The organism is Sphingomonas sp. LH128 (genome assembly GCF_000293195.2).
Taxonomy (GTDB): domain Bacteria; phylum Pseudomonadota; class Alphaproteobacteria; order Sphingomonadales; family Sphingomonadaceae; genus Novosphingobium; species Novosphingobium resinovorum_A.
On sequence record NZ_ALVC01000126.1, the window covers coordinates 16,717 to 40,867 of the forward strand.

Consider the following 24,151-nt stretch of genomic DNA (forward strand, 5'->3'; position numbering starts at 1 on the left):
AGCTTTACTCGCGCGGCGCCAAGTCCGGCTTGTGGGCCGCCAGCACGTCGGCAGGCACCGCGATCAGGCGCGGGACGGCCGTGTAAAGCAGCGCGACTTCCACCGTCCGCCCCGGGAAGGTCGCTTCCAGCGCGGCGGCATAAGCGCCCATCTGGCGCAGCACGCCGCGCGGCACCGCCTGCAAGCTATCGGGCGGCCGCCGCGCGCTCTTGTAATCGACGAGCCGCACGCGGGTCGGTTCGATCACCAGCCGGTCGATGGTGCCCGCAACCACCTGCCCGCCGACCACTGCCGCGACCGGCACTTCGGCAAGGCTGTCAGGCCCGAACAGGTCCGCCCACTCCGGATTGCCGAGCACCGTGAGGGCGCTGGCCAGCAGGGCTTCACGGTCCGCCGGTGCAAGATCGACGGCGTGGCGGGCCAGCCACCCTCGCCCGGCATCCTCACGCACCGCTGCAGCCACGTCCGGCAGGCGTTCGAGCAACTTGTGGACCAGCGTACCGCGCCGCGCTGCATCGCGGCCGGCACCGGGCGGGAACGGCGGATCGGGCGCGTCCTCCTCACCCAGCGAAGATGGTGCGAGCGGGCGCGGCGGACGCGGTTCGGCGGGCGGCCCGCGCTCCAGCCAGCGTGGCAGCGGCTCACGCAGGTCGAGCATCGGTCCACCACCTTGCTTTCCAGCCTTGACCGGAACCGGAGCGGCGGGCTGACCATGCTCGCAGCGTGCACCCCATATCGGATCGCCGACTTCTGCCTCGGCCGGAAAAAGCGCCCGCAACCTCGCGTACCAGCTCTTCGGACTAGGCTCCCCCTTGTCGCGGCTGGTGAGAGCCCCGCCGACGAACAGGGCCTCCTCCGCCCGCGTCATCGCTACGTAGAGCAGGCGCCAGTGCTCCTGCTCGTCCGCACGCTTGCCCTCGTCCAGCCGCGCGGCGATGCGGCCCTGCTTCTCGTCCTTGGAAAGCGGCGGCAGCGGGATCGCGCGCGTCTCGTTCGCGGGATCGGGCAAGTCGATGCCGCGTTCGCGGGCGTTGTCCGGATTGCTTGTCGCGTCGGCGAGGATGACGATCGGCGCCTGCAGGCCCTTCGAGCCATGCACCGTCATCACCCGCACGAGGCCCGCCGCATTGTCCGCCTCGCGCTTCAGCTCCCCGTCGCCTGCGTCGAACCACGCGAGGAAGCCCGCAAGGCTCGGCGTATCGGTGACGGCATAAGCCTTGGCGGCATTGACCAGTTCGTCGATCGGATCGTTCGCCTCGGAACCCAGCCGCGCCACCAGACGCCGCCGCCCCTGCCATGAGCCGACCAACAACCACTGCAACAAGTCCTGCGGCGGCGCATAGTCGGCGCGCTTCAGCACCTCGCCCAACTGGTCCATGACCGCCGCAACCTCAGGCTCGCGAGAGCGGCGCAAGTGCTCCCACAGCCGCGTGTGCCTGTCGCGGTAGCCATGGGCCAGAAGCTGCTCCTGGCTCCACCCGACCAGCGGCGAGACCAGCAGCGCCGCAAGGTTGAGGTCGTCCAGCGGCTGCACCGCGAAGCGCAGCGCCGCGACGAGATCCTTCACCGCCAGCGGCGCGCCGAGGCGCAGGCGATCGACGCCCGCCACCGGCACACCGGCTGCATGGAGCCGCGCGACGATCAGCCCGGCCAGTTCCTTCCTCTGGCGCACCAGCACCATGATATCGCCCGCCTGCGCACGGCGCGGGTTGCCCTTGACCAGAGTGAAGCCAGGTCCTTGCACGTCCAGCCAGTCACGCACCTGCAGCGCGATACGCTCCGCCATCTGGCGATCGGGGCGCGAGAGCCAGTCCGGCGTCGCGCCTTCCTCGTCCGGCAGTTCGTCGTCCTCGGCATCGGCCGCATCGCTGACCGGATGCCAGAGCGCCACGTAGCCCGGGCGCTCCTGCCCCTGGTGCGGATCGGCGGGACGGTCGAGCCCGAAGTTTGCGTGGCCGATCCCGGCGATGGCCCGGTCCACGAAGTCGAGCACCGTCTGCGCCGTGCGGAACGAGCGGTCGAGGCCGTACTCCCGGAACTCGGGCGGCGCGAAGCTGTCGCGCAGCATCTCGGCGTTCTGCGCCGCCTGCCCCATCTCACGCCGCACGCGGTCGGCGGCGCGGCGGAAGTTCTCCGGGCTGGTGCCCTGGAAGCGGAAGATCGCCTGCTTGTAGTCCCCAACCACGAACAGGGTGCGCATGAGGTCTTCGTGCTGGCCCAATCCAGCCCAGAACTCCCCCGCCATGGCGAAGATGATGTCCCACTGCGCCGCGTTGGTATCCTGCGCCTCGTCGACGAGGATATGGTCGAACCGGCGATCGAGCTTGTAGCGGATCCAGTCCGCCTGCGCTTGGTTGGCCAGCAGATCGGCGGCGCGGCGGATCTGGTCGTCGAAGTCGATCAGCCCCTCGCGCTGCTTGGCCGCATCCCACGCCATCGCAAAGGCACGGCCGAGCAGCAGCGCCGGGACCAGCCGGTCCGCCAGCGCCAGTAGCGCACGCATCGCTCTGATCTCAAGGATGCACTCAATCACCCGTGCAGCGGAATCCGCATAGCCCGGGTCAAGCTTATCCTGCGATTTGCTGGCCTTGGGCTCGTTCTTCTGAGTCAGGAACTCCTTGGCAAGCCCATCAAGGCTGTCCAGCCGCTGCGCCCCGTTGCCGAGCAGCCATTCGCTGATCGCATCGACCGCGCCGAGCCCGGTCTTGGTGCCCCACTCGGCGTTCACCGCCATGCAGTGCCGCAGCGATCGCACGTCGAACGCCGCATCCTCGCACCGCGCCGCCAGCGAGGCTTGATCCGCATCGAATGGCAGGCCCAGCAGCCGCAGCACGTTGCCGCGCATGTCGCCCGTTTGCCAGCTGCCGGGTCCGAACCACGCCTCGCGCGCCGAAGCGCAGCGCAGCAGGAACGCCATCACCGCATCGGGGCCATGGCGCAGCGAAAGCTGTTCGACCGCCTGCAGCAAGGCGGGATTTCCACCCTCCGCATCGACCAGCAGGTCGGCCAGTACCTGCCGCGCCAGCAGGTCGCGCTCGCGGTCCTCCATCGGGCGGCTGCCGGGAATAAGATCGGCCTCCAGCGGGAACGTCGCCAGCAGCCATTGCGAGAAGGCATGGATCGTGTCGATCCGCAGCCCGCCGCCCGGACTGTCGAGCACCGAGGCGAACAGCGTGCGGGCCCGCGCGAGGTTCTCGTCGCTCGCCAGCGCCCCGATCGCGGCAAGGCGCGCGCGCAGATCGAACTCGCCGAGCCGCACCCATTCGGCCAGCGTACCATTGATGCGCGCGGCCATTTCGGTCGCACCGGCCTTGGTGAACGTCAGGCACAGGATCTGCGAGGGATCGACGTCCGGCTGCAGCAAAAGCCGCAGCACGCGCGAGGACAGCACCTGCGTCTTGCCCGTCCCGGCGGAGGCGGACAGCCACACCGTCTCCTGCGGATCAACCGCCAGCATTTGATTGCCGTGGAGCGGATGGACGGTAGCCGGGCCGCTCATGCTGCGCCCTCCGGCCTGTTGCCAAGCGAGGTGATCCATTCGTCGAGCCGCATGAGCTGGTCGTAGTCGGCATAGCTGCCCAGTTCCGGGTTCAGCCGCGCGGTGAAGGCTTCCTCGCCGAGAATCCAGCGGTCGAGCGCGTCGTTCAGGTAGCGCAGCGTCTCGGGCAGGAAGTCCTCGCGCGGGATGCCGGATTTCTTGCGGCCTTCCAGCACCGGCTCGAACATGTAGCCCATCGTGCCGTCCTTGCCCTTGGCCATCGACCAGTATTCGAACGAATCCGCCACGCCCTCGACACCCTCGAAGCCGCCGTCCCTCGCGATCAGCGCGATCAGGCCCAACTGCAGCGCAAAGCCCTCCTGCACGCGGCTGCCCGTCGGCGGCTGGCCGGTCTTGTAATCGACCACGGCAAGGCTGCCGTCTTCGCGCCGGTCGATGCGGTCGGCGCGGCCGTGGATGCGCACGTCGCGATGGCGCATGTCGCCCCATTTCTCGACCGCAACGACCTCGCGGCCCGTCGCCTTGGCATCGAGGATCATCGTCTCGAACGTCTCCAGCGCAGCGGAGAGGCGCGGCCACCACAGCACGCGCATCAGCGGGTGGGCGTTCTGCTCGGTCAGCACGCCTTGCGCGATGGCATGGAGGCCGCCAGCAGGCTCACCTGCCTTGTGCCAGCGCTCCATGATGAGGTGCGCAACCTCGCCCTTCCACGCCGCGCTCGGCTCGGCATCCAGACCGTCAAGGCTGTGCAGGCCGAGGATCGCGCTGGCGTAGAACTGGTACGGATCGCCACGCAGCCGGTCGAGCCCGGTGACCGAGACGTCCACCTTGCGCTGCTCGGCCGAGGGCATCGGCTGCGGGCGCGGATGCGCCGCGACCGGCGCCGCATCGTCGAGCAGGCGGGCGAGGCGCACGGCCTCGCCCTCGATGTGGCGTTCCAGCTGGTCGCCCAGCATCGCGCGCACGCGCAGCACGAAGCGTGATGGGATCACCGGACCGCCCTCGTCCCGCTGCGCCCAGCTCAGCACCACTTCGGGCGCGCCGAGCGCGGCGGCAAGGTCGTGCGCGGAAAGGCCGATGCGAAAGTCCGCGCCGGGCACGCCCAGAGCACGCAGCACGGCGGGCGGCAGCAGCGCATCCTGCGCCGCAGTCCCCGGCCAGACGCCCTCGACCAGACCGCCGCAGATGACCAGATCGGCACGGCTCATGCGCGCTTCGAGCAGGCCGTAGACCGAGACGCGCGGATGCCCGCCCCAGGGCGGACGCACCGAGACGCGGTCCATCGCATCGCGCAGCACCGCATTGATCTCGCGCGGGTCCAGCAGCGTGCCTGCCGCGCCCGCTGCGCCGCGCAGTTCCTCCACGAAGGCGCTGAGCGCGCGGCCGTCCGCACCGCCCCACAGCGCCTCGCCGCAAAGGGCCTCGGCGGCGTCGGCGATGAGGCCCAGCAGACGGTCCAGCGGCTCCGTCTCGCCGAGCGCGAACAGCGGCGTCAGGATCGCCTCGATCCCGGCCCACCATTCACCCAGCTTCGCGCCTTCTGCCCTGGCCGCCAGCGGAGCGAGCCCGGCCCCGGGGCGCGGCCCTCGCAATTCGAGGTCCAGCTTGCGGGCATTCTCCAACCAGCGCGGGCGGCCCGGCCCGGCTCCAGTCAGCGGATGGACGAGCAGCGCGATCAGCGGCACCGGCGCGGCCTGCTCGGCGACGACTTCGGCCAGAAGCAGCAGCAGGCGGCCAGCGGCGGTCTGCGGCAGCGGGCGACCGGCGGTGTCATCCGCCTCGATCCCCCAGCGCTCCAGATGGCTGACGACTCGCGCCGCCAGCCCCCGGTCGGGCGAGACCAGCGCGACGCGGCGCTCGGGTGTCTCCAGCGCCTCGCGGATGAGCACGGCGATCGCCTGCGCCTCCTCGCCGGGATGCGTGCATTCCATCAGACGCACACCGCTCAGGCGGCGCTGCTCGGGCGGCAGATCGACCCATGCGGCGGAAGCGCGCGGCGGCAGGAACAGGTTGGAGATCGCGCGGCTGCGCTCGGGCGGCGCGGCGGCAAGGCCGGAGCGGTGCCACGGCTGCACTTCACCGCGCGCAATGCCCATCCGGTTCAGCAGCAGCTTGAGATGGTATTGCGGATGGGTCACCGCATCGCCGCGCGCGAAAGGCGGCTCACCGACCTCGGCCGGAGCGCCGGCGACGCCCAGTTCCTCCCACACCTCGTCGGCGAGCGACAAATCGAGATCGGGCAGGACGACGAGGCCCTGCGGCATCTCGCTGACCACGCGCAGCAATCGCGCCAGCGCGGGCGAGGCGCCGGTGACACCGGCGGCGATGACTGGATATGGCGGAGGCTCTTCCCGCCAGCGCGCGGCGGCATGGTCGAACAGGCGATTGCGACGGTCCGGTGCGTCGATCTCCCCGCGCGCGGCCAACTCGGCGATCCAGTGCTGCTGCACCATCAGGAAGCTGCGGGTATTGTCGCTCCAGTGCCCGGCAAGATCGCCGACGATGCCGATGACGCGCTCTGACATGAGGTCGATCGGCGCGATCTCCTCGGCCAGCAGGCGGTCCATGGTGCGGCCGATCTCGAAGGCGCGGCGCAGCAATGCCGCCCCGGTTCCCGCAGCATCGCCCTCCACCTCACGCAAATGATGCGCAAGGCGCAGCCAGCGGCGCGTCGGGTCGGCGGCGGGCGGGATGTCCGCCGCGCCCAGCGGATCGAGCAGCGGGCCGAGCGCTTCGTCGAGATCGAGATCGCCTACCGCGACCATGCGCGGCAGCAACATGCCGCTCCCCGAATGGCGCACGAACGCCTCGGTCATCGTGCGGATCGTGCGACGGCTCGGCAGCAGCAGCGTCAGCCGCGCAAGTGCGATCTCGTCCTTGGCATAGCGCGGGATGAGCCCGGCGACGAGAGCGTCGGCGAAACCACGATGCGCAGCAATGGAGTAGACTTTCGGACCCGTCCGGTCAGGCACGGGTCAGCCATTCCTCGGTCGGCCTGATTGCGGCGGGCTCGCCCACTTCGAACCACAGGCCCTGGTGCGAGATGCCGTAGAGGCGACCTTCCTCGATCGCGCGGCTCCACAGGATGTTGGTGGAGAACGCGCCCTCCGGCGCATCGCGCAGCAGGCGCTTCGACACGAGCTGGATGCCGGTGTAGATGAACGGCGCCACCCGCCCCTGACGGCGGCGCGAGACGCGACCTTCGGGATCGAGGTGGAAGTCGCCCTCGCCGCGATAATTGAGCGCGCGGGTGTGCGGCACCATCAGCAGCAGCGCGTCCATCCGCTCCGCATCCCAGGCCAGCGAGAGTTCGGCGAAGACGTCCTGCGGGCCGTCGAGCCAGATGTTGTCGCTGTTCAGGCAGAAGAACGGATCGGGCAGCAGATCGGCCGCCCTGACCATGCCGCCGCCGGTTTCCAGCAGCAGTTCGCGCTCGTCAGACAGGGTGACGGCAGGCGCGGTCTTGCGGACCTTGAGATGGCCTTCCAGCGCGTCGGCCATGTAGTGCGCGTTGACCACCGCCTTCGTCACGCCCGCGTTGCCGAGCTTGTCGAGCGCATGGTCGATCAGCGACTTGCCCGCTACGCGCACCAGCGGCTTGGGTTGGGTGGCGGTGAGCGGGCGCATGCGCTTGCCCAGCCCTGCGGCGAGCACCATCGCGGTGTCGCTGGCGAGAGGCTTCATCGGGCGAACTCCCCGCCGTTCGCCTCGCGCAAGGCGGCGGGGATGTTGGCGTCGAACCATGCCGCGACCGGCGCCATCGCGGGATGGGCAAGGTCGCGCTCCATCGCCGCCCAGACGCGCGGGATCAGGTCGAGGTAGCGCGGCTTGCCGTCACGGCGCCACAGCCGCACGAAGATGCCGACGATCTTGGCGTTCCGCTGCGCGCCGAGCCGCGCGTAATCGGCGAGGAAGGCATCGACGTCCGTACCCGTTTTCTGCACGTAGCGATCGAACATCTGCGCCTCCAGCTCGGGCGCGACTTCGCGCCGGGCATCCTGCAGCAGCGAGACGAGGTCGTAGGCCGGATGACCGACCAGCGCGTCCTGGAAGTCGAGCAAGCCCTGCTTCTCGAGGCTGCCGAGCAGCATGATGTTCTCGGCATGATAGTCGCGCAGCACCGTGACGCCCGGGCGCTGGCGCGGCAGCAGCGGCGAGAGCGCCTGCTCCCACGCGCTCACGAAGCCTGCGGCATCGACGTAGAGGCTCTGCGCGGTGCAGTACCAGTCGATGAACAGCTTCACCTCGCGGATATATTCCGCCAGCGAGTAATCGAGGAACGGCCCGGCGGGCAGCTGGTGCAGCTTCGCCAGCGCGTCGATCGCGGCGGAGTAGACCGCCGCCTCGTCCGCTGGCCACTGGTCGAGATAATCGCGCATGCGCGCCTCGCCGAAGTCCTCCATCAGGATGAGGCCCTTGTCGGGCTTCTCCGCGAGGATGCGCGGCGGGCGCATGCCATTGTCGTCGAGCCAGTGCGCGGCGCGCAGGAACGGGCCGATGTCCTCCTGCGGCGGCGGCGCATCCATCAGCATCGCAGTGGCGCCATCGACACTGCGGATACGGAAATAGCGGCGGAACGAGGCATCGCCCGGCAGCGGCTCGACAGCCGCGCCTCCCCAACCGGCGGCGGCGAGAAAGGCATCAAGGCCCTCGGGAAAGTTCGCGTGTTCGAGCGTCATACAGGTATACGCCCTAGCCAATCCGCCCCGCCTTCGACAATGGCGATCCGACCGTCCTCGACAACTTCCAGCGTGATCGAGAGGCAGCCCGACTCATGTGTGAAGCCGCCCGCGTGATCGGGCCACTCGGCGATGAGCACCGCGCCCTCGCGGTAATCGTCGAGGCCGATCTCCTGCGCTTCGTCGGGATGGTTCAGGCGGTAGAAGTCGGCGTGGACCAGCGGCAGGCGTACGGCAGGCGGATCGTAAGGCTCGATGATCGCGAAGCTGGGTGACGGCACTTCGCCCTCGTGGCCCAATCCGGCGATGATCGCGCGCGCCAGCGTCGTCTTGCCCGCGCCGAGCCCGCCGGTTAGCGCGATCACGTCGCCGGGGAGCAGCGCATCGGCGAGCTTGCGGCCCCATGCGTCCATCGCCGCGAGGTCTGGCAGCGCGAGTCTCATGGCAGTTCGATCAGCGCGCTGGTGCCCTTGCCCGGCTCCGATTCGAGCCGCAGGCTGCCGCCGTGCGCCTCCACCAACTGGCGGGCGAGTGGCAGGCCGAGGCCGTCGCGGCTCTCCACCTTGCCGTCGGCGCTGACCTTCATCCCGTCGAGCGCGCGCGCGAGCGTACGACTGTCCATTCCGGCTCCCTTGTCCTGCACGAGGATCTGGATCGCATCCCCCTCTCCGGCTTTCCGGCGCGAAAGCTGCACGAGAATGCGCCCGCCGCGCGTCGAGGCGGCGATGGCGTTGTCGACGATGTGCCCCAGCGCCCGCGCCAGCCTTCGCCGGTCGGCCACCAGCGGACGCAGCAGGCCCTTGGCCTGCAGGTCGAGCGTGAGGCCCGCCTTCTGCAGCCGCCCTGCCCGTTCCTCCACCACCGCGCGCACGAAAGGCATCGGGTCGATTTCCTCGAACTTGAGCGGGAGCAGCCCCGCCTCGCTCTGCGACAGGTCGAGCAGGCTGTCGATGTGATCGCCCAGTTGCTGCGACGCCTCGATGATCGAGCCGACATAGTCGCGCCCGGAATCGTTGAGGTCGCCGCCGATGCCAAGGTCCAGCATTTCGGCGAAACCGCCGATCGAGGTCAGCGGCGTGCGCAGTTCCTTGCTCATGTTGGCAAGGAAGCGGGTCTTGATCGCATCCGCCTCGATCAGCGCGGCATTGCTTTCGCGCAGCGCCTGTTCTGCCTTCATCGAATCGGTGATGTCGAGCACCGCGAGCAGGCCATTGCCGTCCGGCAGCGGCACGCCCGCATATTCCAGCACGCGCCCGTCGGCGAGGCCGATGCGCCCGCCCGTCTGCGCGCGGTCGAGCGTCGCGGCGCGCACGACGTTACCTACGGTTTCCGCCTCGACCGGGCGCTTGAGGCGCGAGGCGATCTTCTTGAGCAGCGCCTCCACATGCGGGTGCGTGTCGAGGAATTCGCTCTCCAGCCCCCAGTCGGCAGCGAATCGGCGGTTCCAGATCTGCATCCGGCCATCGGGCGCGAAGACCGCGACCGATTCGAACAGGCTGTCGAACGTGGCGGTGCGGGTGCGCAGCAGGGTGTCGCGCACGGCGGAAAGGCGCAGCTGTTCGGTGCGATCCTCGACGATCAGCAGCAGCCCGCCATCAGGGACCGGCTGGGCGACGATGCGCAAGTGCGTGCCGTCCGCCAGCGTCCAGCTTTCCTCCTGCGTCGAGCCTGCCGAAAACCAGCCCGCCTTCTCGCGCCGCCATGCCGGGAAGTCGCGCGCCTCGGGCACGCGGCCCGCATCGCGCGCGGCATCGAGCAGGCGCTCGAAGGCGGGCGGGTCGACGAGAATACGGCCGTCGAGCTTGAATAGGCGCTGGAACGGCTGGTTGGCGAAAGCGAGCCGCCGCTTGGCGTCGAACTGCGCCACGCCTGCGGAAAGCTGGTCGAGCAAGGCCCGCTGCGCCTCGCGGAAGGCGCGGAAGGAGCGGGACATCTCCTCCAGGTCCTCGATATCCACGGCATAGCCCGCGACGCCGTCGTCTCCCAGCGGCAGGTCGCTGACGCGCAGGGCGCGGCGCTGGCCGTCGATGGTGGTCGAGACGATACGCTCGATCGGGATGCCCTTTTCCGCCGCCTTCCGGGCGACTTGTCCCGGGGCGAGGCCATCGACAGATTCGATCAGTTCGATGCCCTTGACGACCACGTCGTCGGCGTTCTTCGCGCCCACGGCGGCGACGTAGGCGTGGTTGACCAGTTGCAGTTCGCCGTCCGGGCGACGGAACCACATCGGCATCGGTGCGGCCTCGATCAGCGAGACGAGCGCGTGGAAGTCACCGCGCGCGCGGGCGGCTTCGTCACGCAGGCGGACGAGTTCGGTCTCGCTGTCGGAAAAGTCGAAGACCCAGACCAGTGCGGCGCCGCCGGGCGAGACTTGCGGGTCGGCGAGGTGCCCGCGCAGCGCAAGGCTGCGGCTGGAGCCATGCGGCGTCACCGCCATGCGGAACGGCGCGGCGGTCTTCTGGCAGCGGCGAACGGCCTCGGTCAGTTCGGCGAGTTTCTCGGCGGGCAGGCCGCGATCATTTCCATCCAGTTCGGAGAGGAACTGCGGCACTTCGTCCAGCCCCAGCCACTGCGCGAGGCGCGGAGAAGCCTCGATCCGGCCGTCCGTGCGCACCAGCAACGGGAGCGCGGGCGATTCCTCGACCATGCGGCCGAGGCGGCGGGCGGAGCGCAACTGCGCCTCGGCGCGGTTTTGGCGCGAACGCGCGGACAGCACCGCCCAGGCTGCGGCAATCGTCCAGGCGCCGAGCAGCAGGCCGATCAGGAGAGGCAGGAAACGCGAGAATTCCATCGCCACAGGCTATGATGCGCGCGGATGGCCCTGACAATGGGGGATGGCGCGAAAGCGGTAGATACGCGGGTTGGCCGACGGATCGACGTTCACGCCCTCTTGTTTACGACACCGTCATAAGCCCCTCCCGTCCATCATGCGTGACATTCACGAAAATTATCGGCGACAGGTTAGGGCGGGTGGGAAAGTGGATTCCCACGGATAGCAGGTCAGGAAGACGCCCCCGCCTTTCCTTACCCCTCCGGAGCTATGGCCAATCCGCCGATCGCCACGCACAATATGGAGAAAGCATGGTACGGCGTCGAAGCCTGCGGCTGCCCAAATGAATAGGCAAAATAACTAGGCAATCGAAATAAGACTATATCATCAAAAGAGAATTTTCATTTTGATGGAACAGTTAATAAATCTTCACTGTGTCTCACGGATAAAAATTTCCAATGTTCCCAAAATCATAAGGGAACCCCATGGGTAATGACGAACAACCGCGGCTACAACGGCCTGACACGCCGGCAAAGCCAGTGCCTGGCCCTGGTAAATCAGGGGATGACCTCAAAGGAGATCGCCCGGCAACTCGATCTTTCGCCATCGACGGTGGATAATCACCTGCGAGAAGCCATTGTGCGTATGGGAAAGAACAATCGGCAGGAGGCCGCGCGCGATTTCGCGTTGGCGCACCTCCAGGTGGACCAATCCGAACGTTTGCCGGGAGATTGTTTACCCCGCGCGATGTCACTCGTCCGCCTTGATGACATCGGACCGTTCACCGTATTCATATGTAAGAATTGATCAGCCATTATTTAGGCTTTTGCACCTCGAATGACTGCGGAACGCAAAAAGGGCGCCTCCTTTAAAGAGGCGCCCCTTCTGCATCGACATCAAACCGTGATCAGTAGCGGTAGTGGTCCGGCTTGAACGGACCCGCTTCCGGCACGCCGATGTAGTCGGCCTGCTTCTTCGAAAGCTTGGTGAGCTTCACGCCCAGCTTTTCGAGGTGCAGCGCGGCGACCTTCTCGTCGAGGTGCTTGGGCAGCACGTAGACGTCGTTCTTGTAGGCGTCGTTCTTGGTGAACAGTTCGATCTGCGCCAGCGTCTGGTTGGTGAAGCTGGCCGACATCACGAAGCTGGGGTGGCCGGTGGCGCAGCCCAGGTTCACCAGGCGGCCCTTGGCGAGCACGATGATCTGCTTACCGTCCGGGAAGGTCACGAGGTCGGTGCCCGGCTTCACTTCCTTCCACTCGTAGTTGTCGAGCGCCGAGATCTGGATCTCGCTGTCGAAGTGGCCGATGTTCGAGACGATCGCCTTGTCCTTCATCGCGGCCATGTGCTCGCCGGTGATGACGGCTTCGTTGCCGGTGGCGGTCACGAAGATGTCGGCGCGCGAAACCGCGTCCTCCATGGTGACGACCTCGTAGCCCTCCATCGCCGCCTGCAGCGCGCAGATCGGGTCGATCTCGGTGACGAGGACGCGCGCGCCGCCGTTGCGCAGCGAAGCGGCCGAGCCCTTGCCGACGTCGCCGAAGCCGGCGACGCAGGCGACCTTGCCGGCCAGCATCACGTCGGTGGCGCGGCGGATCGCGTCGACCAGCGATTCACGGCAACCGTAGAGGTTGTCGAACTTCGACTTGGTGACGCTGTCGTTCACGTTGATCGCCGGGAACGGCAGCTTGCCGTCCTTGGCGAGGTGGTAGAGGCGGTGAACGCCGGTGGTGGTCTCTTCCGAAACGCCCTGGATCGCCTTGACCGAAGCGGTCAGGTAGCCCGGCTTGGCCTTGAGGAAGGCGTTCAGCGCGCGGACGAACTCGATTTCCTCGGCATTGCTCGGCTCGAACAGCGTCTCGCCCGCTTCGACGCGCGCGCCCCACAGGGCGAACATCGTGGCGTCGCCGCCGTCGTCGAGGATCAGGTTGGCGGTGAGGTCGGGATTGCCCTCGCTCGACCAGTCGAAGATCTTGCCGACATAGTCCCAGTAATCGGCCAGCGATTCACCCTTGATCGCGTAGACCGGGATACCGGCGGCGGCGATGGCGGCGGCGGCGTGGTCCTGCGTCGAGAAGATGTTGCAGGTGGCCCAGCGCACTTCCGCACCGAGAGCCACCAGAGTCTCGATCAGCACGGCGGTCTGGATCGTCATGTGCAGCGAACCGGTGATGCGCGCGCCCTTAAGCGGCTGCGACGCGCCGAATTCCTCGCGCAGCGCCATCAGGCCCGGCATTTCGGTCTCGGCGATGGCGATTTCGGTGCGGCCGAAGTCGGCGAGGCCGATGTCGGTGATGGCGTAGTCGGGGGTGGTGGCCACGTGGGACTCCTGAAGATTGCGTCACGCCGGCGCCGCGCGCGGAAAACCCCCCGCGAGCGGCGCCGGTACTGCCGCGTCCCTACCCGCTCCGCATCAGCGAGGCAAATATAAAGATAGCTTTATATGTTATGTCTGCCGCACGATACCTTTGTCTCGGATCGTCATTGCGAGCGTAGCGAAGCAATCCAGCGCCGTGGGCCATCCGTGGATTGCTTCGCTACGCTCGCAATGACGAAGTGTGGTTTGATTTGATGTCAGCGCATGGCCAACGCCATGAGGATAGGCGGCTGGCGCTCCAAGAGCTGCCCCGCGACTTCCACCAAAGTTGCGCGGCCCTGCACCGTGGCCAGCCCCTGCGTGATCGAGCGCAACTGGTGGCACGACAGCCAGGGATGGCCGCCGCCGTACTCGTTGGCCATGACCACGCTCATGCGGTCGAGCGGCCCGCCCGAGGCGTCGGCGGCATCGCCGAGTTCGGCGCGCAACTGGGCATTCGCCTCGTTGAGTTCGGACATGTGGCTGCTGGTGAACTTGCCGTAGTCCTCCATGAAGTCGTCCGCCGTGGTGCGGCATCGCAGGCCGGTCACCATCAGCATGATGTCCATGCGGCGCAGCTTCTGCGCCTCGCTCGGGCGAGCCGTCGGCGGTGCGACGACGGTATGAGGTGCCTCCGGTACTGCCGATTGCGCGAGTGCCGGTGTTGCCGCACCGAGCCCGCACGCGAGTGTCACGGCCAGCCACGGCCGCTTGATTCCGATCCTGATCATTGCCCTGTTCCCCGCAGGCACATCGCCTGACCGGACGGGAATGTCATCGATTGCATACCGCGATCTGAAGAACCACGGTTAACGCATTTTCACGATGAAAATCCCCGCAAAATGGCCGTTTGAACGATCACGAATGACCACATCGGACGCCTTTTGAGAGCATGAGTGAACGTATCCCCGGACGCCGCCGCGACACGCCTTGCTCGGCGCCCGGCTCACGGTGCGAATCGAAATTCCCGCAGGCGCGGCGTTGCCCATCCGGGCACGCGGCCTATATCTGCGCGGCAAAGCCGTTTTTGCTGTCATGAAAGGACGAATGCCATGGCCATCTCCGTTGGCGACACGCTGCCCGACGTAAAGCTCATCAAGGTCGGTGAAAGCGGCCCCGAGCCGGTGCAGTCCTCCGAATACTTCGCGGGCAAGAAGGTCGCGTTCTTCGCGGTCCCCGGCGCGTTCACCCCGACTTGCTCGGCCAAGCACCTGCCCGGCTTCGTCGAAAAGATCGACGAGTTCAAGGCCAAGGGCATCGACGAGATCGTCTGCACTTCGGTCAACGACGCCTTCGTGATGGGCGCCTGGGGCAAGGCCGCCGAGGCATCGGACGTGACCCTGCTGGCCGACGGCAATGCCGACTTCGCCAAGGCCGTGGACCTGACCATGGACGGTTCGGGCTTCGGCATGGGCACGCGCAGCCAGCGCTACTCGATGGTCGTCAACGACGGCGTGGTCGAGCAGCTCAACGTCGAGGCGCCCGGCTCGTTCGAGGTCAGCTCGGCAGAGCACATGCTCGGCCAGCTCTGAGCCTGAGGCATATTCGGCAAAAGGGCGCCCTTCCATGCGGAGGGGCGCCCTTTTCGTATCGGCGGGGCGGTGGAATGGCCTCGCACCTTGGCCTTGACGGGGTGCGCGGGTAGCACTTGTGCGAACAATTCATCTCAGGGGTTAGATCATGGCGCGCTCGGTTATCGTCACCGGTGGTTTCGGGGTTCTGGGGCAGGCAGTGGCGCAGGCCTTCGCTGCGGCGGGAGACAAGGTCGCCCGCGTGGACTTCGCGAAGACCGCGCATGAGCCGCTGGACGGCGCGCTCGACATCGGCGGGGTCGACCTGACCGATGCGGCCTCCACCCAGGCCGCGCTCGACACGGTCGCGGCGGCGCATGGCGGGGTGGACGTGCTGGTCAACGTCGCCGGCGGCTTCACCTGGGAGACGCTGGAGGACGGCTCGATCGATGCCTGGGTGAAGATGCAGGCGATGAACGTGCTCACCGGCGCAACGATCACCAAGCTCGCCCTGCCCGCACTAAAGGCTTCGGCTGCGGGCCGGATCGTCAACATCGGTGCGGGCGCGGCGGGGAAGGCGGCGGCCGGCATGGGTGCCTACACAGCGTCGAAGTCGGGCGTCCACCGGCTGACCGAGGCGCTGTCCGAGGAGCTTTCCGGCACCGCCGTCACCGTCAACGCGATCCTGCCGAGCACCATCGACACCCCGACCAACCGCGCCGACATGCCGGACTCGGACTTTGCGACATGGGTGCAGCCCTCGGCCATCGCGGATGTGATCGTGTTCCTCGCCTCGGCACAGGCGCGGGCGATCAGCGGGGCGCTGATCCCGGTGACGCGCGGCGGATGATGCGCGGCACGTAGACGACGATGCCCTCACCCGCATAGATGCGCTGCCATGCGCGGCTGCGGGCGAGTGCCTCGGCGAGCGGCGCATTGTGGTCCTCGTCGAGCACGAAGGCGGCCGGGTTCCACTTGCGCACGACGTCGACGAGCGGGACGATACCGTTCTCGATCCCGCCGTTGTACTGCCACTCCTCGCGCGCGTAGCGGTAGTAGCGGCCGTCGTAAGCGACCTTCCAGTCCGGGTAGCCGGTGTCGATGATGACGCCGCCGAACGGGAAATCGCCGTAGACCGTCCCGCGCACCCCGAATTTGCGCAAGTGCTCCACCGCTTTCAGCGGCAGAGTCGGCGCGAAGCGGGTCGGGGCGAGCAGCGGGGTGACCACAGCGACGAGCGCGAGCGGAGCCAGCACCGTCAGCCATTCCGAACGGGTGGGTTTCGCGCCCTCCTTTCCGGCAGCGCGGGCGATCACCGGCACCATCGCCACCGCCCAGAACAGCACGAAGCGATAGGCCGTCAGCGTCATCACCGAAAGGCCGATGACGACGGCGATTTCCGCCAGATCGACGCACCCGCACCGACGCACGATCAGCCAGAGCGTCAGCACGGTCACCACCAGCACCGGCAGGGCATTGGCGTAGTTGGCGGGTGTCCAGATCGGGAACCACTCGCTCGCGCCGATGGCTACGCTCGCCTGCGCGTTGGCGGCCGAGGTCGCGAGTATCGAGGCGCCGTCGGGCGTGGCGAACATCGCCGCCACCGAAAGCACGCCGAGGGCGCTCAGCCCCCATGGGCGAGCGGCGGCGCGGCCGGTCGTCCAGCGATACCATCCGGCCCCGGCGGCAAGGTTCAGCGCCGCCACCGCGACACTCACCGAGGGGTGCAGGTTCTGCCACGCAATCAGCACCGGCAGACCCAGCGCCACCATCGGCAGCGGCCGCAAGTCCAGCCGCTGCAACGCGAGCAGCAGCCCGAAACACAGGCAGGCGAAGCTCTGCGGGCGCACGCTCGCGGTCGGCAGCGCCGCGACGAAGACCAGCGCCAGCGCGACCGTGACCGCCTGCAGCCCCGCGCCCTTCCAGCGGCACGCGGCGGCGACGGCCCAGAAGCCGCCGAGCCAGCACAGCGCGTCGAACACGCGCAGCAGGTCCCAGCCGCCGATCCGCCGCACCGTGGCCATTACCGCCTGCCCGGCCCATGCGACGGCGGGCAGCGGCTCTCCGGCATGGAGCGCGGCGAAAGGCTCGGTCGGCACCGGACCGCCGCGATCGACGATCAGTTCGCCCAGCTTGAGCTGCCAGAAGATATCGACGTCCCACACCGGCCGCAGCAGCAGGACCAGCAACGTCACCGCGGGGACGAGCGCCAGCAGCAGGCGCACGCGCGCCGGTCTTGCCTGAAATGCCCCGTTATTCTGCTCGATCATCTGCCCGTCCGCCTCCGGCCTGCCCTCACCGGATGGCAGCGGCTCTGGCCGCAGGCGCGGCGGCGTTCAAGCGCAATCTTTCGCGGAAGGAAGTCTCTCCCGCGCCGCCATCCCCTGCTCTCGTCATTGCGAGCGTAGCGAAGCAATCCAGGGCGGCGTAACACTGCCCTGGATTGCTTCGCTACGCTCGCAATGACGAAACGTGGTGGGCCACGGAATTACCGCACCGCCCGCCAAGCCGCATAGTCGGCGATCAGCTGCGGATACTCCTCCAGCTCCGGAAAGCGGTCGTAGCGACGCTCCACCTTCGTCTCCACCCAGCGTAGCTTCTCCGCCACCTGCATCTCGATGTAGGGCATGAACACCGAACGATCGTCGAGCAGCGTGGCGCGCGCGTTGACGAATCCCATCGACGGATCGACGCGGGTGAAGACCCAGGACTTGCACCAGACGCAGTGATGGTGATGCGCCTCGTCGCCGTGGATGCCGCCGATCTCGGTCTCGCCGGTGACGACCTCGAAGCCCTTCACCGGAACCGAGATCGTGGTGGAGAAGGCGCTGGCGGTCATTCGCTGGCAGCCGGTGCAATGGCACAGGCCCTCGATCAGCGGAGGCGCCGTCAGGCGAAAGCGCAGGCGCGAGCAGCGACAACCGCCCTCGAGTACCTGCGCATGACCCATGACGCCTCTCCGCGTATTCAGTAGCCCATCAGGCTGAGCACTTCCTTGCGGGAACGTTCGTCCTCCAGGAAAGTGCCCATCATGCGGCTGGTGATCATGCCGACGCCCGGCGTGCGCACGCCGCGCGCGGTCATGCAGGCGTGGTTCGCCTCGATCACGACCGCGACGCCCTGCGGCTTCAGGTGTTCCCAGATGCACTGCGCGACTTCGGCGGTTAGGCGCTCCTGGATCTGCAGGCGGCGCGCGAAGCCGTGCAGCACGCGCGCCAGCTTGGAGATGCCGACAACGTGGTTGCGCGGCAGGTAGGCGATCGCGGCCTTGCCGATGATCGGCGCCATGTGGTGCTCGCAGTGCGACTGGAAGGGAATGTCCTTCAGCAGCACGACCTCGTCGTAGCCGCCCACTTCCTCGAAGATGCGCGACAGGTGGACCGCCGGATCCTCCTGATAGCCCTGGCAGTATTCCAGCCAGGCGCGCGCAACACGCTTGGGGGTGTCGACCAGCCCTTCGCGCGTCGGATCGTCGCCGGCCCACTGGATCAGCGTGCGGATTGCGTCCTGAACGTTGTCGGGCACATCCGGCTTGCGCAAGGGGTCATGGCGCGGGCTGTCCTCATCAGGACCGACCAGGCTGCTCATCCGACTTGCTCCTTCTCAATTTCTTCATCAGGCGCACACGCATCAGGTGTCCCTTGCCCCGGAACAACCCGCGTCGCGCGATGGGCTCGAACATTTCGCCGGGGCGTTCCGGATCGAGCACCCCGCTTTGGCCGAGTGCTCTTTCAGCTTCCGACAAGTTCTTCAAGGGCAAGGGTTCGAGATATTTCTTTCCGGCCTTGGGTCCGTCGCGATTGAGCGCGTCCACCATCGCCGCCATCGAGCCATGCCGCTCGATCCCGGCCGCCACTTCGCCTTCCGCGATACCGCAGTGCTCGGCCAGCAGGCGCAGGCGCAATTCGGTGATCGTCGCGGGATCGACGTGGGCATTGGCGGGCCGGGCAAGGTCGATGAAGACGTCGCACTCGCTGTCGAGGCCCATCGAACGGTTGTTCATGTTCGCCGAGCCGACCCGCAGCACCTCGTCGTCGATGATCGTCAGCTTGGCGTGGACGTAAATCGGCTCGCCCTCGGCGTTGGAGGGGGTGAAGATGCGGAAACGACCATGCGCGTCGGCCGCCTGCAGCGTCTCGACCAGTTCGACGCGGGCAGTGTCCATCGCCTGCTGCTCCAGCCAGCCATCGGCGGTCACCGGGTTGACGATAAAGAACTCGGGCGGATTGTCCTCCGTCAGCCGCTTGCAGATGGCTTCGGCGATCGCGCGCGAAGCGAAGTACTGCGTTTCGGCATACATGAAGCGCTTCACGCGGGCGATCTGCTCGACGAAGAGCTTCTCGATCTCGGCGACCTGCGGGCAGTCGTTATACTCCGCGCGGGTGCGGGCGATGCCGATCTCGACGTTCTCGAACTCGGCGGTCAGCCCCTCCGGCCACGGCGTCCCCTCGCGCGGGCGACAGGGCGCGAGGTCTTCGCCGCCGGCGACCTTCCAGCGCTCGCGCCCCAGTTCGCCGAGCGTCACGGCGACGTCGCCCTCCAGCATCATCGTGACGTCGTGCCAGGGACCGTAGAGCCGCCCGGTCGGCCGCTTGCGGCGCGGGTCTTGCGGCAGGTGGTCGGGCGTGTCCCAGCGGTCGGAGGTCATGTCGATGCCGCCGCAGGCCGCAACCTTGTCATCGATCACCACGATCTTCTGGTGATGGCTGCAGCCGACCGGATGGGCGGAATCGAACTTGAAGTCGATGCGCGGATGCTTCGCCCAGCGCACCACGTCGAACAGCATCGTACCCCGGAACAGGTACTTGAGCATGGCGACGTTCCACTTGAGCAGCCTGATCTCAAGCTCCGGATTGCGCTTCACCACCCAGAGCATGAACGAGCCGAGGCGCGCGGGAAACTTGCGCTTGCGGCCACGCTGCCACCAGCGCCGCCCGGAGGTCAGCAGGATGCGGGAATCGAAGTCCCACCCGATCATGAAGATGCGCTGCCGCGCGCCTTCCATCGTCTCGCGAATGGCCTCGAAGTAATCGGCCGCGTCCACGACCACGTGCGCGCGCGAAGCCTTGGCATAGCGCCATACCGAAGGCGCTACACCCTCGTCGTTCTGATCTTGCATCGTCCATCCTGCCGGAGCTTCCACCACGGCCGGTTCAAGCACCGAAGGCCGCGAAAGTTCCCCTCGAATGTCAACTTGTGCACACGAAGGAGGCGTTCGCCCGATCCCTCCCGGCATTCGTCGCAGCAACCTTTGCGGGCGCGGGCGGCAAGGACCAGATTTCGCTCGCCGCTCGCGTCGGAAGTGGTTGCCGCCCGGTTTGCGCCAACGCGAGGATTTGGCCATTCGTGACCGCGTGGTGGTCATCCCAACAACCACTCGTACATCACCCGATGGCGAGAACGGCGGGAATCCGCAGTTTTCCACAAGGGTTGACCGGCTCATCGCGGGAATGGCTCGACTCGCCCCTTGTACACGCAACCGTTCACCCTGCGATGGATTTGCCTGACTATACCTGTCCCTCACCCCGTCTGCCGTGTGCGAAGTTTCGCCACGGCGGGGCCGGCGAAAGTCGGACGGGGTAACCCCAGCCCGGGTTCGCCGGGCCGCATTTCTCGCCCCTTCAGGGGGGCTTGTTCCGGGCTCGTCCTCCCACGGGTCCCGCAAACAAGGAGTACGCCATGAAGAAAACCCTCATCACCGCCGCCATCGCTGCGGCCGCCCTCGCTCCTGCTGCCGTGATGGCTCAGGCCGCTGCACCGGCTGCCGCTCCCGCCGCGTCGGCGACCGCAACGGCCAACCCGACCACCGGCGCCAAGGTCTTCGACGCCGCAGGCGCTGAAGTCGGCACTGTCGAGGCCGTCCAGGGCGACATCGTCACCGTCTCCACCGGCACTGCCCGCGCCGGTCTTCCCAAGAACGCCTTCGTGACGCGCGACAAGGGCCTCACCATCGGCATGACCAAGGCCGAGCTGGAATCGGCCGTAAACGGCGCCAAGGCCGAGAACACCGCCGCCAAGGATGCCGCGATCGTCGCCGACGCGCCGATCAAGAGCAGCGACGGCGTCGTACTCGGCACCGTCAGCAAGGTCGAAGGTGACAACGTCACCGTGGCCCTCAGCGGCGGTTCGGCCGCGCAGCTCAAGAAGTCCTACCTCGGCCTCGGTGCCGACGGTTCGCTGGCTCTGGGCATGAGCGCTGCCGACTTCGCCAAGGCGACCCAGTCGGCCGCCGGCGGCCAGCCGGGCGCGGACGCCGCCGCGACCGCAGGCGGTGCGGCTGCGGCGACCACGCCCGAAGGCCAGTAAGCCTCTGCCTCATCCTGCCTTGGCAGGGTGACCGGAAAAGTGGCCGAGGGCCGGAAGCGATCGAGGTCGCTTCCGGCCCTCTCTATTTATCCGGGTCAAAAAGGTCTTGCGATTCGCGCACCCGTTGCCCCAATAGAGGCGCGAGCCCGTCCAGACGCGCAACAAGCGCGCCGCCAGACCATCTTGGGGTCCGCATTGACCATCTCGGAACGCTTCACGGCCTTTTTCAAGGCCGTCCCGGGCATCGACGCCTCGCTCGACCTCGCCCGCCGCAGGGCCGCGACGATCGGCGGCGCAGTGCTGCTGGGCCTGATCGCCATCGCCTTCGCGTGGGCGGGTGACACCGCGCAGAAAGTGTTCCGAGGGTTCACCGCCGTCCACCCTTACGCGCCGCTGGTCATGACGCCTGCGATCTTCGCCGCCGTCGTTTTCATCACCCGGCGCTGGGCGCCCGCTGCGCGCGGCTCGGGCATTCCACAGGTCATGGCAGCGGGCGAGAACCTCGAACTCGCGCGCTCGCCGCTGCTGCAGATGCGCACCGCGATCACCAAGCTACTGCTGACGGTGACGATGCTGCTGGCCGGAGGCTCGGTCGGGCGCGAGGGGCCGACGGTGCAGGTCAGCGCCGCGATCATGGTCGCCTGCCACCGCATGCTGCGCGTGCCGATGACGGCGGGCGTGCTAATCGCAGGCGGCGCGGCCGGGGTCGCGGCCGCCTTCAACACGCCGCTGGCCGGGGTCGCCTTCGCCATCGAGGAACTCGCCGCCGCCTTCGAGCAGCGTGTCGCGGTGCTGGTGATGGGCGCGGTTGTCGTCTCGGGCCTCGTCAGCCTCGGCATCGCCGGCGACTACGTCTACTTCGGAGCCATGCGACAGACGCTGGAAGTCAGCTCGGTCGTCATGATCGCGCCAGTCGCGGGTATCTTCGGCGGCGTACTCGGCGGGCTGTTCTCGCGCCTGCTGCTGGCCTGCGCGCGCGGCGAGCACCCCATGCTCGCAGCCATGCGGGCGCGGCCGGTGACGACGGCGCTGGTCTGCGGGCTTGTCGTTGCGGTGCTCGGCGTCATGACCGGCGGCTCCACCTGGGGCACCGGCTACGAGACCACCCGCCTGATGATCGACGGCCAGCAGAGCGCCTCCCCCTGGTTCGGCCCGGCCAAGTTCGTCGCCACCGCCGCGACGGCGATCTCCGGCGCTCCCGGGGGCATTTTCGCCCCATCGCTGTCGGTGGGCGCGGGCTTCGGTGAACTGCTGTCCTACGTCTTCTCAGGCGATCCCATGCCCGCCGTCGTCCTGCTGGGCATGACCGGCTACTTCGTCGGCGTCGTGCGCGCGCCGCTGACCGCCGTGATAATTCTGATGGAGACCACCGCAAGCCGCGGGATGATACTGCCGCTGTTCCTGACAGCGATCATCGCCGATACCGCCAGCACGCTGGTGTGCCGGGAAAAGCTCTACCACGGCCTCTCGCGCGGGTTTCTGGCGAAAGGGTGACCGAGCGCCGTTCATCATCACCACGCGTCGTCATTCCCGCGAAGGCGGGAACCCATCTCCTGATGTTCCCTGTCGAGGCGTCATCAGTTGGGTCCCCGCCTTCGCGGGGATGACGGGCAAAATATCAAGACCCGGTGCGGTCGCAGCGATGAAACGCCAAAACGAAAAACCCCGCCGGTGAGGGCGGGGTTTTTCGTTTTGGATGGTGGTGCGCCCGGAACGATTCGAACGTCCGACCCTCAGATTCGTAGTCTGATGCTCTATCCAGCTGAGCTACGGGCGCCTACCATTTTCAACCCAAACAAGGACCACATCACCCCCGGAAGGAAGAGTGGTGCGCCCGGAACGATTCGAACGTCCGACCCTCAGATTCGTAGTCTGATGCTCTATCCAGCTGAGCTACGGGCGCCTTGGAGGGCTGCCTCTAGGGGGGGAATCGGGATCGGTCAACGCCTATGTTCCGCTTTTTTGCAGATTGTTTTCCACAGCCCCCATATGCCGTTGGAGAGCCTCGGCCAGCGGGTAATCGAGCGGCGGCATCCGCAGCCCCGCGATCGCGCCGGGCGCGACCCAGGCCACGTCTGCGGCCTCGATGGCGCGCGGCTCGCCCTGCCAGCGGAAGCACATATAGAGCAGAATCACGAGCGGGCGCGGCGGCCCCTTCCCGCCTTCCTCGACCGAAGCGGTGCGGCCGCTGGCGAAGCCCACCGCCTCCAGATCGCCCGGCGCGACGATTACGCCCAGTTCCTCTTCGAGTTCGCGTACAAGGGCGCCCTCCGGGCTCTCACCCGGCTCCAGTTTGCCTCCGGGAAATTCCCATAGGCCGCCATGCACCCCGATGAAATCGCGCTGCTGCATAAGCACTGTGCCGGAACGCCCGTCGTCGCGCCCGCTGTCATCGGGACGCACGAGTGCGCCTGCGACGACGAGTAAAGGTGTCGGTGGACTTTCCAGCTGTGCCTCCTGCCTTAATGCCTAATTAACGCTGCCGTGGGATCAGACGTCCCTCGCGCGAACTAGCACGGTGACCATGCGCCTTCATCGCCTTCTCAAGACGATCATCGAAAACCGGGACGGTGCGTCCACGGTCGAATACGGCATGATCCTCGCCTTCATCGTACTGGCCATCTTCGCCACGCTGCAGGGCGTGGCCAGCGAGACCGTATCTATGTGGAACAACGTAGCCGCTAAGTCGTCGGCCGCGATGTCCAAAAACTAGGGTGAAACAGCCTTAAGCGTTTATCAACGATTGCAGGCTAAAAAGAGATTGTCCAAGGCGCAGAAGAGAGACTGAAGCGAGGCGGACCGGGTACACTAGACTGCTTTATCAGGAGACCACCATGAAGTTTCTCGCCAAGCTGCGCCGCAACGAAAAGGGTGCAACCGCCATCGAATACGGCCTGATCGCCGCTCTCATCGCAGTTGCCGCCATTGCCGCCATGCAGGGCATGGGCTCGCAGCTCGTTTCGACCTTCTCGAAGACCTCGTCGGCAATGTCGAAGGGCGTCAGCTAATATCTGAATACTTGAACTGTACTTA

The 24,151-nt window shown here is 67.2% G+C and carries 20 protein-coding genes and 2 tRNA genes; 7 read left to right on the plus strand and 15 right to left on the minus strand.

Translation table 11 applies throughout. The annotated features are described in order from the left end of the window. Window positions 1-4: 4 nt before the first annotated feature. The 6 genes from addA to LH128_RS10815 are packed head-to-tail and all read right to left on the minus strand — an operon-like array spanning window position 5 to window position 10,969. Window positions 5-3,499 carry a double-strand break repair helicase AddA gene (addA, locus tag LH128_RS10790; RefSeq protein WP_008829661.1) on the minus strand — a complete coding sequence of 1,165 codons (3,495 nt, stop codon included), beginning with the start codon at window positions 3,497-3,499 and terminating at the stop codon, window positions 5-7. Beyond that, the gene (locus LH128_RS10795) at window positions 3,496-6,471 is read right to left on the minus strand and encodes a PD-(D/E)XK nuclease family protein (protein ID WP_008829662.1); all 2,976 of its coding nucleotides are present in this window, start codon (window positions 6,469-6,471) and stop codon (window positions 3,496-3,498) included. Before LH128_RS10795 ends, addA begins: the two co-directional genes overlap by 4 nt. Then, on the minus strand, window positions 6,464-7,183 hold the full coding sequence (locus LH128_RS10800; protein WP_008829663.1) for a nucleotidyltransferase family protein: 720 nt from the start codon (window positions 7,181-7,183) through the stop codon (window positions 6,464-6,466). Before LH128_RS10800 ends, LH128_RS10795 begins: the two co-directional genes overlap by 8 nt. Beyond that, window positions 7,180-8,178, minus strand: a complete 999-nt coding sequence (locus LH128_RS10805) for an aminoglycoside phosphotransferase family protein (RefSeq protein ID WP_008829664.1) — start codon at window positions 8,176-8,178, stop codon at window positions 7,180-7,182. Before LH128_RS10805 ends, LH128_RS10800 begins: the two co-directional genes overlap by 4 nt. Continuing rightward, window positions 8,175-8,621 carry a tRNA (adenosine(37)-N6)-threonylcarbamoyltransferase complex ATPase subunit type 1 TsaE gene (tsaE, locus tag LH128_RS10810; RefSeq protein ID WP_008829665.1) on the minus strand — a complete coding sequence of 149 codons (447 nt, stop codon included), beginning with the start codon at window positions 8,619-8,621 and terminating at the stop codon, window positions 8,175-8,177. Before tsaE ends, LH128_RS10805 begins: the two co-directional genes overlap by 4 nt. Further along, the gene (locus LH128_RS10815) at window positions 8,618-10,969 is read right to left on the minus strand and encodes a PAS domain-containing sensor histidine kinase (protein WP_036522691.1); all 2,352 of its coding nucleotides are present in this window, start codon (window positions 10,967-10,969) and stop codon (window positions 8,618-8,620) included. Before LH128_RS10815 ends, tsaE begins: the two co-directional genes overlap by 4 nt. A gap of 471 nt (window positions 10,970-11,440) precedes the next feature. Here LH128_RS10815 and LH128_RS10820 point away from each other — a divergent pair, with 471 nt between their 5' ends. Then, window positions 11,441-11,755, plus strand: a complete 315-nt coding sequence (locus LH128_RS10820) for a helix-turn-helix domain-containing protein (RefSeq protein WP_008829667.1) — start codon at window positions 11,441-11,443, stop codon at window positions 11,753-11,755. Window positions 11,756-11,855: 100 nt separating this feature from the next. On the opposite strand, the gene ahcY is transcribed toward LH128_RS10820, so the two are convergent. Beyond that, a complete protein-coding gene (ahcY, locus tag LH128_RS10825; protein WP_008829668.1) occupies window positions 11,856-13,265 on the minus strand; it encodes an adenosylhomocysteinase in 1,410 nt (469 codons plus the stop codon). A 254-nt stretch (window positions 13,266-13,519) separates the two neighbouring features. Continuing rightward, complete coding sequence (locus LH128_RS10830; RefSeq protein ID WP_008829669.1) at window positions 13,520-14,032, minus strand: hypothetical protein; 513 nt, start codon at window positions 14,030-14,032, stop codon at window positions 13,520-13,522. A 321-nt stretch (window positions 14,033-14,353) separates the two neighbouring features. Between LH128_RS10830 and LH128_RS10835 the strand changes: the two genes are divergently transcribed. Both LH128_RS10835 and LH128_RS10840 read left to right on the plus strand, forming a co-directional pair. Beyond that, window positions 14,354-14,833 (plus strand): peroxiredoxin, encoded by a 480-nt coding sequence (locus LH128_RS10835; RefSeq protein ID WP_008829670.1) that lies wholly within the window; start codon window positions 14,354-14,356, stop codon window positions 14,831-14,833. 148 nt (window positions 14,834-14,981) lie between these two features. Next, the gene (locus LH128_RS10840) at window positions 14,982-15,662 is read left to right on the plus strand and encodes an SDR family NAD(P)-dependent oxidoreductase (protein WP_008829671.1); all 681 of its coding nucleotides are present in this window, start codon (window positions 14,982-14,984) and stop codon (window positions 15,660-15,662) included. Here the strand turns inward: LH128_RS10840 and LH128_RS10845 are convergent. The 4 genes from LH128_RS10845 to LH128_RS10860 all read right to left on the minus strand — a co-directional run bounded on the left by LH128_RS10845 (window position 15,625) and on the right by LH128_RS10860 (window position 19,931). After that, entirely contained in the window at window positions 15,625-17,082 is a 1,458-nt protein-coding gene (locus tag LH128_RS10845; protein WP_008829672.1) for a hypothetical protein, read from the minus strand. The genes LH128_RS10840 and LH128_RS10845 overlap by 38 nt on opposite strands. A 218-nt stretch (window positions 17,083-17,300) precedes the next feature. Beyond that, window positions 17,301-17,762 carry a GFA family protein gene (locus LH128_RS10850; protein WP_008829673.1) on the minus strand — a complete coding sequence of 154 codons (462 nt, stop codon included), beginning with the start codon at window positions 17,760-17,762 and terminating at the stop codon, window positions 17,301-17,303. Window positions 17,763-17,779: 17 nt separating this feature from the next. After that, the gene (folE, locus tag LH128_RS10855; RefSeq protein ID WP_008829674.1) at window positions 17,780-18,400 is read right to left on the minus strand and encodes a GTP cyclohydrolase I FolE; all 621 of its coding nucleotides are present in this window, start codon (window positions 18,398-18,400) and stop codon (window positions 17,780-17,782) included. Continuing rightward, the gene (locus LH128_RS10860) at window positions 18,378-19,931 is read right to left on the minus strand and encodes a phospholipase D-like domain-containing protein (protein WP_008829675.1); all 1,554 of its coding nucleotides are present in this window, start codon (window positions 19,929-19,931) and stop codon (window positions 18,378-18,380) included. Before LH128_RS10860 ends, folE begins: the two co-directional genes overlap by 23 nt. A 560-nt stretch (window positions 19,932-20,491) precedes the next feature. Between LH128_RS10860 and LH128_RS10865 the strand changes: the two genes are divergently transcribed. Both LH128_RS10865 and LH128_RS10870 read left to right on the plus strand, forming a co-directional pair. Beyond that, window positions 20,492-21,118 carry a hypothetical protein gene (locus LH128_RS10865; protein WP_008829676.1) on the plus strand — a complete coding sequence of 209 codons (627 nt, stop codon included), beginning with the start codon at window positions 20,492-20,494 and terminating at the stop codon, window positions 21,116-21,118. 195 nt (window positions 21,119-21,313) lie between these two features. After that, window positions 21,314-22,612 carry a chloride channel protein gene (locus tag LH128_RS10870; protein WP_008829677.1) on the plus strand — a complete coding sequence of 433 codons (1,299 nt, stop codon included), beginning with the start codon at window positions 21,314-21,316 and terminating at the stop codon, window positions 22,610-22,612. 206 nt (window positions 22,613-22,818) lie between these two features. On the opposite strand, the gene LH128_RS10875 is transcribed toward LH128_RS10870, so the two are convergent. The 3 genes from LH128_RS10875 to LH128_RS10885 form a co-directional block, all read right to left on the minus strand. Further along, a tRNA-Arg gene (locus tag LH128_RS10875) sits at window positions 22,819-22,895 on the minus strand. Between the two features lie 49 nt (window positions 22,896-22,944). Further along, window positions 22,945-23,021, minus strand: a tRNA-Arg gene (locus LH128_RS10880). Window positions 23,022-23,065: 44 nt separating this feature from the next. Further along, complete coding sequence (locus LH128_RS10885; protein ID WP_008829678.1) at window positions 23,066-23,521, minus strand: (deoxy)nucleoside triphosphate pyrophosphohydrolase; 456 nt, start codon at window positions 23,519-23,521, stop codon at window positions 23,066-23,068. A 121-nt stretch (window positions 23,522-23,642) separates the two neighbouring features. Between LH128_RS10885 and LH128_RS10890 the strand changes: the two genes are divergently transcribed. Beyond that, window positions 23,643-23,831, plus strand: a complete 189-nt coding sequence (locus tag LH128_RS10890) for a Flp family type IVb pilin (RefSeq protein WP_008829679.1) — start codon at window positions 23,643-23,645, stop codon at window positions 23,829-23,831. 121 nt (window positions 23,832-23,952) lie between these two features. Further along, window positions 23,953-24,126 (plus strand): Flp family type IVb pilin, encoded by a 174-nt coding sequence (locus tag LH128_RS10895; RefSeq protein ID WP_008829680.1) that lies wholly within the window; start codon window positions 23,953-23,955, stop codon window positions 24,124-24,126. Window positions 24,127-24,151 lie beyond the last annotated feature (25 nt).

Coding starts and splice junctions, on each gene's coding strand:
- addA (WP_008829661.1), bottom strand. CDS start 3,499: ATGAGCGGCCCGGCTACCGTCCATCCGCTCCACGGCAATCAAATGCTG.
- LH128_RS10800 (WP_008829663.1), bottom strand. CDS start 7,183: ATGAAGCCTCTCGCCAGCGACACCGCGATGGTGCTCGCCGCAGGGCTG.
- LH128_RS10805 (WP_008829664.1), bottom strand. CDS start 8,178: ATGACGCTCGAACACGCGAACTTTCCCGAGGGCCTTGATGCCTTTCTC.
- tsaE (WP_008829665.1), bottom strand. CDS start 8,621: ATGAGACTCGCGCTGCCAGACCTCGCGGCGATGGACGCATGGGGCCGC.
- LH128_RS10815 (WP_036522691.1), bottom strand. CDS start 10,969: ATGGAATTCTCGCGTTTCCTGCCTCTCCTGATCGGCCTGCTGCTCGGC.
- LH128_RS10820 (WP_008829667.1), top strand. CDS start 11,441: ATGACGAACAACCGCGGCTACAACGGCCTGACACGCCGGCAAAGCCAG.
- LH128_RS10830 (WP_008829669.1), bottom strand. CDS start 14,032: ATGATCAGGATCGGAATCAAGCGGCCGTGGCTGGCCGTGACACTCGCG.
- LH128_RS10835 (WP_008829670.1), top strand. CDS start 14,354: ATGGCCATCTCCGTTGGCGACACGCTGCCCGACGTAAAGCTCATCAAG.
- LH128_RS10840 (WP_008829671.1), top strand. CDS start 14,982: ATGGCGCGCTCGGTTATCGTCACCGGTGGTTTCGGGGTTCTGGGGCAG.
- LH128_RS10845 (WP_008829672.1), bottom strand. CDS start 17,082: ATGATCGAGCAGAATAACGGGGCATTTCAGGCAAGACCGGCGCGCGTG.
- LH128_RS10850 (WP_008829673.1), bottom strand. CDS start 17,762: ATGGGTCATGCGCAGGTACTCGAGGGCGGTTGTCGCTGCTCGCGCCTG.
- folE (WP_008829674.1), bottom strand. CDS start 18,400: ATGAGCAGCCTGGTCGGTCCTGATGAGGACAGCCCGCGCCATGACCCC.
- LH128_RS10860 (WP_008829675.1), bottom strand. CDS start 19,931: ATGCAAGATCAGAACGACGAGGGTGTAGCGCCTTCGGTATGGCGCTAT.
- LH128_RS10865 (WP_008829676.1), top strand. CDS start 20,492: ATGAAGAAAACCCTCATCACCGCCGCCATCGCTGCGGCCGCCCTCGCT.
- LH128_RS10890 (WP_008829679.1), top strand. CDS start 23,643: ATGCGCCTTCATCGCCTTCTCAAGACGATCATCGAAAACCGGGACGGT.
- LH128_RS10895 (WP_008829680.1), top strand. CDS start 23,953: ATGAAGTTTCTCGCCAAGCTGCGCCGCAACGAAAAGGGTGCAACCGCC.